Below are 12,200 nucleotides of genomic sequence, written 5' to 3'. Positions count from 1 at the left end.
GCCCAGCGACTCGTTGTTCATTCAGCGGGGTAGCTGCGAATGCGGCCGAAAAACAGAGATAACAATAAGAGAGGAGTCGCCCACAATGGTGACGTTCACCGAAGAGCACATCGCGTTCCGCAAAATGGTTCGCCAGTTCGTCGACAAGGAAATCCAGCCGCACGTTGACGAATGGGAGGCTGCGGGCGGCTTGCCGGCTCATGAGCTCTTTCCGAAGCTCGGTTCGCTCGGATTGTTGGGCTTGGAATACGACAACGCGTACGGAGGGCAAGATGCGGAGCACCTGTACACGGTCATCTTGCGCGAAGAACTCGGACGGAAAGACGCCGGTGGTGTGGCGATGGCAATCGGCGTGCAGACCGATATGGCGACCCCCTCACTGCACCGGTTCGGAAGCGAGGAGCTGAAGCAGAAGTACCTTGCCCCGGCGATTGCCGGTACAGCGGTGTGTTCGATCGCGGTAACGGAAGCGGACGCCGGATCGGACGTTGCGAATTTGCGGACCCGCGCGGTGCGTGATGGTGACGACTGGGTGATCAACGGATCGAAGTTGTACATCACCAATGGAACCCAGGCGGACTGGATCTGTCTGCTTGCTCGCACCTCCGATGAGCCGGGGGCCAGGGGTTTCTCTCAGATCGTGGTGCCGACCGATTTGCCGGGATTCACGGTCTCGCGCAAGCTCGACAAACTGGGAATGCGGTGCTCCGACACGGCGGAGTTGGCGTTCACGGATCTGCGGGTACCGATCACCAACACGATCGGTGAGATCGGCCGTGGTTTCCAACAGCAGATGACTCAGTTCCAGAATGAACGAATGAGTGCCGCGTACGACCGTGTCGGTGGCCTGCAGCAGGCCCTTGACCGCACCTGTGACTATCTCAAGCAGCGGAAGACGTTCGGCAAGGCGCTCATCGACAACCAGCATATTGCGTTCAAGCTGGCCGAACTGTACGCCCGCCTCGACATGCTGCGACAGTACAACTACGCCTGCGCAGAGGCGTACATGCGCGGCGAAGACACCACACGCTACGCGACGGTGGCGAAGCTCGAAATTGGTCGTCTCTCCAGGGACGTGGCGACGACATGCCTGCAGTACCACGGTGGCATCGGGTACATGGAGGAAACCTGGACGGCCCGATTCCTTCGGGACATGGCACTGACGTCCATCGGTGGCGGTGCAGACGAGGTAATGCTGCAAGTTCTCACCAAAATTGGCGGACTCCATTCCTGAGGACCACTAGGCCACCGGATACCGGGTGCGCCGACGCAGCCCGACGCTGCGGTGTGCGGGCCATGGTTCCCTCAGCTCGCACGCACCGACCGAGGAGGGTTCGGGACCCCTTGTCGACAGGAAGAAGGCGTCGCCATCGATGGCAGCAAGAATGCCTAACGATAGAGGTCGAGCGCAATACGCTGCCCCAGTTGTGATCGGAATACCTGATCTCAACTGGGGCAGCGTTGTCATCGAGCCAATGACCAGATCCGGGATCGCGGTGCCTGAGGAGGGACGTATTGCATACGGCCGTCTACGGATAACGATCAACAAGGTCCAGGTTTGTAGTCGTCGGCTAGCGTGCAGGAACGAAGACGGCTGTAATCTTGCTGAACCCGGTTGTGGTGCTCGCTCGGTCGCGGAGCCACAGATCGCCGATCACTTTCTCCCACAACATGTGTCCGTAGACTGCCGCGACCGTGGCGGCGGGTAATGACCGCGGCGACCACGCCGACGAAAAGTCTTTGGCCAGGGATAAATCTTCTCTGCGTGTGATGAACGCCGATAGACCTAGTTGTGATCTGGACCAAGCGAAAATCGTGGGACCCTTCATCGGAATCACGACAAAGGGTCCCACACGTACCTGACAATCAATCAGCTGAACCGAGCGTAAGTCCGTCGACATCTGGTCGCGCTCGTGGTTTCCTGTGGGATCAGTCGGTTGCGGCGTCCTTCGGTTCTGCGCCGCGACCGAAACCGTATAGCTTTGAGAACAAAGGGCTTCGGGCACGTACCTGCTTTTGCTGGTGTCCGATCCAGAAATTCATGTCGATACATCCGACGCCGTGCTCGCCAGTTGGTCGACGGTACTGGTGCGAGCCCAAGAACATGCGACTGCCGGCATGCTCCGGAATGCCCTTGCCTCCTTGGAGGTTTGCACCGTCGGGTGCAGTAGCGAATTCCAAGGCATGCCTGAAGTGGGTTTCGGAGATCTCGATCTCTCGGCCATCGACGTCTTTTGCTCGGTGTCGCGCAGTGGTCGGTGGTCTTCCTTCCTCGTCGTAGGTGAAGTCGGCGTCGTATTCCACCAGGTCGCGAGTCAGTCCGTCGCGGTGCAGGTAACCGTGAAGACGCTCGTGACCCGCAGGGTCGAGCATGACGAAGGCATGCAGCATGGTGTCGTCCTCGAACTGCGAGAAGAAGTTGACTGCAAATTTGAGTGGTCCGTAGTTGCGCTTTCCCCAGGCTCTATCGCGGTCACCGTAGCCGACGATCGGGATCTCGCGCCCTTTGATCACCGCAACGCCCTCGACTCGACCCGACCCTTGGTAGTGGATGGAGTCCTGGAGGTCTTGCCAGTGCCAGTTACACGTGTCTGATATTTGCGTCCAGTCCAATGCAACTCGGTCCGTCCCGTCGTCGTATTGGACCTTCCAATGACGCCACGGGTCGATGCACTCGAATCCCTGGTGGCCCAGTGTCATTCGCTCCGTGCCGATGTCCTCGGGTACAGGCACCTGCATGTTGACGGAGTGCAGTAAAGGGGTATCGCCTTCGTATAGGACGAAAACTGCCTCCCCGACCCCGCTATTGGGCCGGACGCCTTGCCATACGATTCCGCTGATGTCTCCATCGATGCTGGCAAAATTGAGGTAGTAGCTCTCGCGCCAATCGGGTTCGGGGCCGACTTCGTGAATAGAAGCGTCGTCTTCGTAGACCAGAGTTGCCCCTGGAACTTTCTGATTCATGGTAATCCCTTCGACTAATTTTGATTCAAAGCGCACGCGCGCAGAAGGTTTCATGGCGACGGCACCGTCATTGGCTTTCATCGACCGGTCGTGAAAGTGAATCGCCCTGAGTTCGGTGGAGACTTTGATGTGCCCCGAGTTTTCCGGAGTTCGTTTGTTTTACTTCAGGCATTGATGCACCCGAGAGAGGTTCACGATGCCCCGACGTTATCCACCCGAGTTCCGCCGGAAAGTTCTCGATCTGTTGAAGTCAGGACGCACGGTTGCCGAGGTCGCCGCAGGTCTCGATGTCACCGAACAGACCATCTACAACTGGCGCAACCAGGAGCTCATCGATTCCGGACAGAAGCCGGGGCTGAGCTCGATCGAGAGCGCCGAACTCGCCGCCGCCCGCCGCCGCATCGCTCAGCTGGAGACCGAACTCGCCATCGCCACACGGTCCACCGAGTTACTGAAGTCGGTGGTGCTCCCAAAAGGCGGTTCGAAGCGATCGAAGTGATGGCCAAGGAAGGACTACCCGTGCAGACGGCATGCCGGGTTCTGGAGGTGTCCGAGTCCGGTTTCTACGAGTGGCGAAACCGGCCACCCTCGGAACGCTCACTGCGACATGCCTGGCTGACACAGCTGATCACCGAGGTTCACACCGCCTCCCATGGCACCTACGGCGCCCGGCGTGTTCATGCCGAACTTACCCTTGGTCACGGCATTGCTGTTGGACACGGCTGTGTCGAACTCTTGATGAGAACTGCTGGTGTGAAAGGACTTCCGGGAAACAAACGTGCGCGTTCCAAGCATCAGACTCCGACCGCGAGCGATCTCGTGGACCGCAAGTTCACCCGCGACGAGCCGAACAAGCTGTGGGTCACGGATATTACGGAACATCCCACGCGCGAAGGGAAAATCTACTGCGCTGTTGTCTTGGATACGTTTTCGAGGCGAGTCGTGGGGTGGTCTATCGATAGTTCTCAGACGGCGACGTTGGTGACGAACGCTCTGGGAATGGCTATTTCGAATCGGGGTCCGACGCCCGGTACGTTGATACATTCTGACCACGGAGTTCAGGGCGTATTCAACTGGTCGAAGCAACACGTTGCTGTTGAATTGATCGTAGGTGTTCGTCCCAGGCTTCAGCGGGGGTTCGCCATTGGAGTCGTTTCCGTGGTCGCGTGTTGAGAGCGTGTGCGACTGCCGCGAGATCGTCTGGGCTCCATCGCGAGAGATCAGTTCCCTTCGGAAAGTATTGGCGCAGTAGTCCATTCGCGTTCTCGTTGGTACCTCGTTGCCATGGGCTGTGTGGGTCGGCGAAGTAGACCTTCAGCCCGGTGTCGATGGTGAACTGGGCGTGTGCGGACATTTCCTTTCCTCGGTCCCAGGTCAGCGAGCGTTTGAGTTCGGTGGGCATCGACGCCAGTGCCTGTGCCAACGCTCTGTTCATCGACACCGCTCCGTATCCCGACAGTGCCGGCCCGTTCTTGGTGATCGGTTGCTGTCGCCACCCTTGTTCCCGAGGCAGGTGCACGAGGGTGGTGTATCCGGTTGTGCGCTCGACGATGGTGCCGATCGCGGACCTGTCCGTGCCGATGATGAGATCACCTTCGTGGTGCCCGGGGATCGCACGGTCGTCGGCTTCTTCGGGACGCTCGCTGATGAGTACGTCCGGTGTCACATGGGCCCAGGCAACGCGTTTCGCTCTCGCGCGTGGCATCCGAAGAGCGCGGCCGGTGCGCAGGCACAAGATGAGTTCGCGGCGCAGCGCACCGCGACCCTCGATGAATAGGGACTGGTAGATGGCTTCGTGGCTGATCCGCATGGACTCATCATCCGGGAAATCGATCGGTAGCCGGTGCGAAATCTGCTCAGGGCTCCACGCTTTCACCCATCGGCGGTCCTGACGATGCGGCTTGTTCAAGCCCTTCCATTGCCGTTCGAACGGTCCGGCGACCGCATCGCCGCCCGGCTTGGTGATCTGGCCTGAGAGTCGGTCCTCGACGTAGTGCCGTAACCGATCGTTGGCCGCGAGCTTGGCGGTCTTCGGGCGACGAGCAAACAACTCGGCTTTCCAGTGCGCCACGCTGGCGCGGTACTCGAGCTTGCCGCCACGCGTGGCAGCGTTACGCCGCAGCTCCCGCGAGATCGTCGACGGGCTCCTCCCGATGGCACCCGCTATCGCGCGCACCCCATGGCCTGTGGCGTGCAGGATCGCGATTTCCTCACGCTCTGCCAAAGAGAGGTACCTGCCTGCCGGCGCGGGCCACGAATACGGCGTCATCCCGCCAGCGTGCCGGAACCACCGCTGGCCCACAGGCTGTCCCACGCCGACAGCGTCAGCTGCCTCACGAGGAAGCTTGCCTGTGGCGATCTGGTCCCAAAACTGCCGTTCCTTCGACCGAGGATGGCCCGGTGCTCCCGGTGACCTCATCGGAGCCCTGCCCGTTACTTCCCGCACCCAATCCGATGGACGACCCACAACACCCTCCTGACCTCGAATGTTGCGTCCACCGATTGAGCCCAATCAGTTCACATCTTGGGCGTTCACCCGCCGGGCCCACGACTCGGGCCTGGTCCCGTCGATGGGATCGATCGGCGATTGCTATGACAATGCCGTGATCGAATCTTTCTGGGGCAGAATGCAAACCGAACTCTTGAATCGGAAACGATGGAGAACGAGGATCGAACTGGCCAACGCTATGTTCGAGTACCTCGAGATCTTCCACAATCGCCAACGCCGGCACAGTGCCCTCGGGATGCTGACCCCGATCGAGTTCGAGAACGTACACTTCACACGTCAACCCGTAGCCTGAAGTCAAATATGACGACTCCACGAAACTCGGGGCACATCACTTCTGGCCTTGGAAACGAGGATGAAGTCATGCCGAATGAACGGGTGCCAGGAAGACCGACGACGCGTCGGTATTCGCCGGAGGAGAAGGCCGGTGCGGTGCGGATGGTCCGAGCCCTGCGGGCAGAGCTCGGGACCGAGCATGGGGCGGCGTCGCGGGTTGCGTCGCAACTGGGGTTCGGCCTCGAGTCGGTGCGAGCGTGGGTCCGCCAGGCCGATATCGACGACGGTACCAAGCCAGGGGTGAGCACGTCGGAGGCCCAACGTATCCGGGAGTTGGAGCAAGAGAATCGAGAGCTCAAGCGGGCCAACGAAATACTGAAGCGTGCAGCGTCTTTCTTCGGGGCGGAGCTCGACCGCCAGCACAAGAGGTGACGGCGTTTATCGACGCCAACCGCGACGATATCGTCGCGGGACGCCCACTCGGGGTCGAGCCCATCTGCAGGACATTGCAGATCGCTCCGAGCAGTTACTACGCTGCCAGATCACGGCCACCATCAGCGAGGGAGGTGAGGGATGGCCGGATGCGGCCGACGCTTCGGGCGTTGTGGGAAGACAACTACCGCGTCTACGGGATCCGGAAACTGTGGAAAACCGCTCGCAGAGCCGGGCTCGAGATCGGCCGTGATCAGGTCGCCCGACTGATGCGCGCCGAGGGCATCGAAGGTGTCCGCCGTGGCAAGCGGGTGCGGACCACCCGCCCCACCGCCGGCGCGGATCGGCACCCTGACCTGGTCGGACGAGATTTCACCGCCACCACGCCGAACCAGCTGTGGGTCACCGACCTGACGCACGTGGCTACCTGGGCAGGGATCGCGTACGTCTGCTTCATCACCGATGCTTACAGTCGGATGATCGTCGGCTGGCGCGTCGCACCACATATGCGAACTGAGATGGTCCTAGATGCAATCGAAATGGCCCGCTGGTCACGCGGCACCACCTTGACCGGGCTGCGGTGCCATTCGGATGCGGGCAGTCAATTTACGTCCCTGCGCTACGGCGAACGCCTCGCTGAGATCGGCGCGACCCCATCGATCGGGACCATCGGCGATTCCTACGACAACGCTCTCGCCGAGACCGTCAACGGCTACTACAAAGCTGAACTGATCTACGGACCAGCACATTCCGGACCATGGAAGACCATCGACGATGTTGAACTCGCAACCTTGTCCTGGGTGTATTGGCACAATCACCAACGCCTCCACGGCTACTGCGACGATCTTCCACCAGCAGAGTACGAACAGAGGTCTTACGCTACCGAACAGGGCAACCAGACCCTGGCCGAAATCAAATAGCCAGAGTCTCCATCAGACCCAGAGCGATTCAAAGATTGACAATCGAGGTTCGTAGTCCTCAACCTGCATCTAATGATGGGTAGCGCATCAGCACACTCGATACCTGCGGAATCGTTGGCCACTTGCGCATCTAGTCGTTCATCGCCAGGTTCGAGCGGGGGCCAATCATGTTCTCTTCGTTCGGGACTTCGAAGTCCCCGCGGCCCTGGCTTCCGCGAGATTTGTCTACGGAAGCCAGGACGGATTCGGGGGACGTTGCGATCAGGAGCCTGCGATCTCGTCCGCTGAGCCTTGCCATTCGAGGAACCGGCGGTAGCGTTCGTCCTCGGTAGCAGGGACTTGTGCGAGTGCACCCCACGCCACGGTGCCGCGGTCGCCGTCCACGGAGAGAATGTCACCTTCGTGCACTGTTACTCCGGCGACGACGGCGGACTTCAGATCGGAGGCGACGACGACGTCACCGACACCGCACACGGCAGGCCGATCCATACCGCGGGCAACGACCGCGGCATGGCTCATCGGGCCGCCACGTCCGGTGACCACGGCAACGGACGCCAGCAGCCCTTCCATGTCGGAGGGTGAGGTGGTGGGTCGAACCAGAACGACGTCGGTTTCGCCGGCAGCCAAATCGGTGGCGCGGACAGGATCGAAGACTGCGATACCGGTTGCTGCGCCAGGGGATGCTGCGATGCCGGCGACCAACAACCGGTCTGGATCGGGTGCAGCTGTGAATGTCGGGGACGCCACCGAAGCCAGTCCACGCTCTTCGACCCGACGGACGGCCTCCGTTCGTGAAATCAAGCCTTCGTCTGCCATGTCGATCGCAATCCGCAGTGCGGCACGGCCACTTCGTTGCCCGACCCGGGTCTGCAGAATCCAGAGCCGGCCGTTCTCGACAGTGAACTCGACGTCGCACATGTCTTTGCTGGCCCGTTCGAGACCCTGGAGGACGGTCTCGAGTTCGGCAGCGGTGTCGGCGAGAGAGTGCGTGAGGTCCTCGAGTGAGCCGGCGCCGTATTCACCGGAGACAACCTCTTCTCCTTGCGCCCGGAAAAGGAATTCGCCGCACGAACCGGTCTCTCCGGTCGCGGGATTGCGGGTGAACACGACCCCGCTTCCTGAGGTGTCGCTCCGGTTGCCGAACACCATTGCCTGAATGACCACTGCACTGCCCAGTGAATCGTCGATTCCCTTGTGTCTGCGATACGCCTTCGCTCGTCGACTGTTCCAGGACCGGAACACCGCACCGATAGATTCGTTGAGCTGCCCGTGGGCGTCGGGGAACGGGTTACCGGACTGCTCCTCGATTAGGTGTAACAGCGCGCGGCAACGCTCGGCGGACCCGTCAACCGACCGATGTTCGGCCAGAGGCGCGGTGTCCTCGATCACCTCGATTCCGATACCTCGGATCGTGCGGGCAAAGCCCTCCAACAGGTACTCGAAGCTCGAATAGGCAAACAGCGCGTCGCCGGTCTCGACCGCAAGCGTCTCGACCGACTCGGCTGTGAGTCCGACGTTGAGCACGGTATCCATCATTCCGGGCATGGACACCGGCGCACCCGAGCGCACAGATATCAGCAGGGGATTGCGCGGATCACCGAACCGTCGACCGGTCGCGCGAGCGAGACGTTCGAGATGTAGGTCTATTTCTTGTTCGAGGCCTGCGGTCAGTTCATTTTCTTCCAGATACCGTTTGCCGCACTCGGTGGTCAGGATGAATCCGGGAGGCACCGGTATCCCGGCTGCGACCATTCTGGCCAAACCTGCACCTTTGCCGCCCAACAACAGTTCGGAGGCCTCCGGTGCCTCGTCGAATGCGTAGACGGGGCAGGTCGATACAGTCATTTCGTCAATTCCTCTCGGCTGAGGCGCTCTCGGAGACGGCCGCCAGGCCGTAGTCGTAGAGGTTGGAAAAGTTCGGCAGTTGTGCAGAAAACTCTGTCGGAGCAGTGCCGATACGCAGGTTGTTGTCGATCATGCCTCGCCCTTCGACACCGTCGACCCGGGTGTACTTCTGGAAGGTCAAGTACATACGTCCAGTGGCCTGATCGCCGGGATCGCGTTCCTCGAGTTGGGCACCATCGTCCGAAGTTCCGAACTGTAGGTAGTGGATTCGCTCGTTGAGTGTCTCGACGGTGCGGCCTTCGTCGTCGATGAATGTCTGCCTACTCGACTGGGCAGGTCCGTTGGCGGGGTCGTAGACCACATCGCTGGCGCGGAACTCGGCCAGTGGCCGAGTCCTGCCATCGGCATGGAGGAATCCGTGCAGGCGGTAGTCCCCGCCGGCGAACTGAACGAACCCGTGGACTGCTACCTCGTCGGGGAACTGAGCGACTGTCCACCAACTGAATTCGATCGGATCGTAGTTGCGTGGTCCCCAGGCACGATCTCGTTCGCCATAGCCGGTGAACGAGATTTCACGTCCGTCGACAATGGCTGTGACCGCGATGCGGCCGGCCCCCTGGTAATGCTTGGCGCCGGTCAGTTCTTCCCAGTCCCAGTCACATGTTTCGGTCATCTGAGTCCACGTGACGTGCGCTGAGTTAGCGCCGTCGTCGTAGTGAACGTCCCAATGCTTCCACGGATCGACGCAGTCGAATCGCTGGTGTCCGAGTTCTGTGCGTTCGGCGCCGATATCGGCAGAGACGGGCACCGCCATGTTCACCGAATGGATGAGGGGGGTCGCGCCGTCGTACAGAATGAAAACGGCTTCGCCGTGTCCCATATTCGGACGGACGCCTTGCCATGCGACACCGTGAAGACCACTCGTCGGATCAGCGAAGTTCAGGTAGTAGCTCTCTCGCCAGTCGACTGCGTCGGTGGCGGTGTGTGCTTTTGCATCGTCGTCGAAGTGCAGTGCCATGATCGGAATCTCTTTCGATTGTTCGTCGCGCGAATCTGATGTGATCGCGCTGGGTGGATATACAGGCCCGGTCATCCGAGCTCCTTCTCCTCGGAGTCGCGATCACGCCCAAGGGTCAGTAGGTAGTCCTCGTGGCATTCGAACCACACGGTGTGAAAGGACGGGGAATGGGGGTCGGCCAAGAATTTCCGTTCACCTTCGGCGACTCGGTCCAGTGCCGCGGCGAGATGATCGAGGTAACGCTGGAACCGGGGAACGATGTCCGCCGCAGCCGATAGGGACGGACGGATCCGTTCAAAGAAGTCTTCGAGCGCGTCGAGTGCCTTGAACGAATCGTCTTCGGACGCAGAGGTTCCACGTGCCTGCCAGGACGCGCACACGTCCTTGATCGGCTGATTGACCCGCAGGAAGCGGTCGTACGTGCCAGCGAAGAGATCGAGGTCAATCTTCGCCCGTTCGTCCTCGAGATGCAGCAGATGCTGTTGAAAACCCTTGCTGGTCAGGACGGCACCACGTTCCGTCATCCGAATAAGGTCGGTTTCGGACAGTGCCTCGATAACCGCATCGTCGGTGTCGAGTTGGTCAGCGGCGACACGTCCCCGAATACGCAGTAGGTGGAGGAGTTCGAATGCTTCGATTGGCTGACGACTTGTCACGGTGCTCGTCACGGCTCCACCAATACGGATCCGTCGGTGGCGATCTGTACACGCTTTCCGTTGAGGTTCTCGACTTGCAATTCGGTGCCCATGACGCAGGGGACGCCGAACTCACGGGCGAGAATAGCGACGTGTGATCCTTTGGATCCAACAGTCGAAATGATTCCTCGAAGATCGGAGAAGAGCGGGGACAAGATGGTCCCTCCGGACGTGTGAAGCAGGACGATCATGTCCGCCGGGGCGTTGTCGAAGAGCGCGAGTACGTCGGCGGTGGTTCGGATCTCCACCACGGTTCCGCTCACTGGTTCGGTACCGGAGACCAATTCGCCTGTTCCCGCGGTGGTCCATTTCTCGATACTGTCGATGTTGGTGCTCATGGTTACTCCTGAAAGTTGGGGGAAATGGGTTCGCTGTCTCCGAGAACATGCTCGAAGATCTGCATGCGCTCGGGTCCGGTTGATCGGTCGAAGAACTCTTCTGCGTTCTTCTCGAAGGGGGTGACGAACAGATCACTGATCTCGTCCTGCGTGTATCCGGCGAGCAACATCAGTGCGTGGAAGTCATTGGCGTACTGGCTTGCGGCATGAGTGACCTTGGTGCGCTCGTCCCAGCCGGCCATTGCCAGGAAGTACTTCCGCTGGGCGTGAACAGAACTGGCGGCGATCACGCCGAGCTGATCGATGGTGATCGGTTCGAGATCGTCCCCGGCGAGGATCTGGACCGCTTCTGCGCGATCGAGGTAGTTTTCGGGCTCAGCGAAGATCGCGAAGATGTCGAATCGGATATCGACGTCGCGCAGGACCAGTGCGATGACTATGCGGGACACGTCAAGTCGGTGCTCATCCGTTTTCGACGGCATGTACTGGCCCTGCAGGTCGGTGAATTCCTTGACAAGCATTACCCGACCGTCGCCGAGGGGGTAAGGGCCGTGGTGATGGATGCCGTCGCGCGCCTCGGCATGAGTGACGAATTCGTACATGTCCAATTCGGCGACAGCTCGGCGGAGGGTTCCCGGATCGGTGATCGGTCCTCGTGCCGCCGCAGCGGCGGCGAGATCGCGCACTGTGTCCTCGGACAGGGTGGTGAAGATCGGCGCTGCGCCGCCGTAGCCGGGAACCAGGTGCCCGTCGTTGCGGTAGCACTGCATGATCCGCGCCCACCAGGTGAAGACCTCGGCGGCGCGATCGTCGTCTGCAATCGTGACGGTCTGCTGCGGCCATCCCGCATCCAAATACTGTTGGATGCGCCCGAGGGTATACACCCAGCCGATTCCGTTCATGACCAAGCCGAGTTGGACCCCGACGGTCTTGAGTCGTTCTCCGATCTCTTCAGGGGTGGCCTTGGCGTTGACCAGATCCATCAACAGAGGAAGACTCCGAGCTGAGGCGTAGTTGCCGTAGACCATTTTGGCGGAGACGTCGAATAGTGGGGAGTCGACGGCAGTACGTTCTCGGAGAAATGCTCTGATGGCGTGCGCGAGTTCTGTGCGGGCACGATTTGCGAGTTCGATATCTACGGCTGGACGTGACATGGCTGCAGAAAGCTCCTGGTTCGGGGTAGTGGATGTTGGTGCATGCTGCGGT

General features: G+C 60.5%; 10 protein-coding genes, 2 pseudogenes and 1 other annotated feature. Of the genes and pseudogenes, 5 read left to right on the top strand and 7 right to left on the bottom strand.

Annotation, left to right across the window (positions count from 1 at the left end):
• Positions 1-88 precede the first annotated feature (88 nt).
• Positions 89-1,234, top strand: coding sequence for an acyl-CoA dehydrogenase family protein (locus AOT96_RS32165; protein WP_174519530.1), 1,146 nt, complete (start codon positions 89-91; stop codon positions 1,232-1,234).
• A gap of 695 nt (positions 1,235-1,929) precedes the next feature.
• Here the strand turns inward: AOT96_RS32165 and AOT96_RS32155 are convergent.
• Positions 1,930-2,964, bottom strand: coding sequence for a DUF7064 domain-containing protein (locus AOT96_RS32155; protein ID WP_058228498.1), 1,035 nt, complete (start codon positions 2,962-2,964; stop codon positions 1,930-1,932).
• Positions 2,965-3,160: 196 nt separating this feature from the next.
• On the opposite strand from AOT96_RS32155, the pseudogene AOT96_RS36690 reads away from it, so the two are divergent.
• Both AOT96_RS36690 and AOT96_RS36685 read left to right on the top strand, forming a co-directional pair.
• Positions 3,161-3,331, top strand: a pseudogene (locus AOT96_RS36690) (transposase); the annotation flags it as partial.
• Positions 3,277-4,137: an IS3 family transposase gene (locus tag AOT96_RS36685; protein ID WP_412778668.1), complete on the top strand. Its 861-nt coding sequence runs from the start codon at positions 3,277-3,279 to the stop codon at positions 4,135-4,137. The pseudogene AOT96_RS36690 and the gene AOT96_RS36685, both read left to right, overlap by 55 nt.
• On the opposite strand, the gene AOT96_RS32140 is transcribed toward AOT96_RS36685, so the two are convergent.
• Complete coding sequence (locus AOT96_RS32140) at positions 4,034-5,383, bottom strand: IS30 family transposase (protein ID WP_065352991.1); 1,350 nt, start codon at positions 5,381-5,383, stop codon at positions 4,034-4,036. The two genes, AOT96_RS36685 and AOT96_RS32140, sit on opposite strands and share 104 nt — an antisense overlap.
• A 94-nt stretch (positions 5,384-5,477) precedes the next feature.
• Here AOT96_RS32140 and AOT96_RS32135 point away from each other — a divergent pair.
• Positions 5,478-5,765, top strand: a pseudogene (locus AOT96_RS32135) (transposase); the annotation flags it as partial.
• A gap of 68 nt (positions 5,766-5,833) precedes the next feature.
• A protein-coding gene (locus AOT96_RS32125) for an IS3 family transposase (RefSeq protein WP_141695803.1) occupies positions 5,834-7,098 on the top strand; the annotation gives its coding sequence in 2 pieces (ribosomal slippage) (positions 5,834-6,137 and positions 6,137-7,098; 1,266 coding nt in all).
• Positions 6,133-6,267, top strand: a sequence feature (AL1L pseudoknot). It overlaps the preceding gene by 135 nt.
• A gap of 261 nt (positions 7,099-7,359) precedes the next feature.
• Here the strand turns inward: AOT96_RS32125 and AOT96_RS32120 are convergent.
• From AOT96_RS32120 to AOT96_RS32100, 5 genes are read right to left on the bottom strand one after another with little or no spacing between them, the layout of a single operon-like run.
• The gene (locus tag AOT96_RS32120) at positions 7,360-8,943 is read right to left on the bottom strand and encodes a pyruvate, phosphate dikinase (protein WP_058227913.1); all 1,584 of its coding nucleotides are present in this window, start codon (positions 8,941-8,943) and stop codon (positions 7,360-7,362) included.
• 4 nt (positions 8,944-8,947) lie between these two features.
• Positions 8,948-10,036, bottom strand: a complete 1,089-nt coding sequence (locus tag AOT96_RS32115; RefSeq protein WP_058227912.1) for a DUF7065 domain-containing protein — start codon at positions 10,034-10,036, stop codon at positions 8,948-8,950.
• Positions 10,033-10,629, bottom strand: coding sequence for a hypothetical protein (locus AOT96_RS32110; protein WP_058227911.1), 597 nt, complete (start codon positions 10,627-10,629; stop codon positions 10,033-10,035). The genes AOT96_RS32115 and AOT96_RS32110 overlap by 4 nt, the downstream gene beginning before the upstream one ends.
• Positions 10,626-10,994: a PEP-utilizing enzyme gene (locus AOT96_RS32105; protein ID WP_058227910.1), complete on the bottom strand. Its 369-nt coding sequence runs from the start codon at positions 10,992-10,994 to the stop codon at positions 10,626-10,628. Before AOT96_RS32105 ends, AOT96_RS32110 begins: the two co-directional genes overlap by 4 nt.
• Before the next feature lie 2 nt (positions 10,995-10,996).
• A complete protein-coding gene (locus AOT96_RS32100; RefSeq protein ID WP_058227909.1) occupies positions 10,997-12,148 on the bottom strand; it encodes a hypothetical protein in 1,152 nt (383 codons plus the stop codon).
• Between the last annotated feature and the right edge of the window lie 52 nt (positions 12,149-12,200).

It is taken from the genome of Rhodococcus sp. 008 (genome assembly GCF_001682295.1).
Taxonomy (GTDB): domain Bacteria; phylum Actinomycetota; class Actinomycetes; order Mycobacteriales; family Mycobacteriaceae; genus Rhodococcus_F; species Rhodococcus_F qingshengii.
This window is presented reverse-complemented; position numbering and strand designations above follow the sequence as displayed.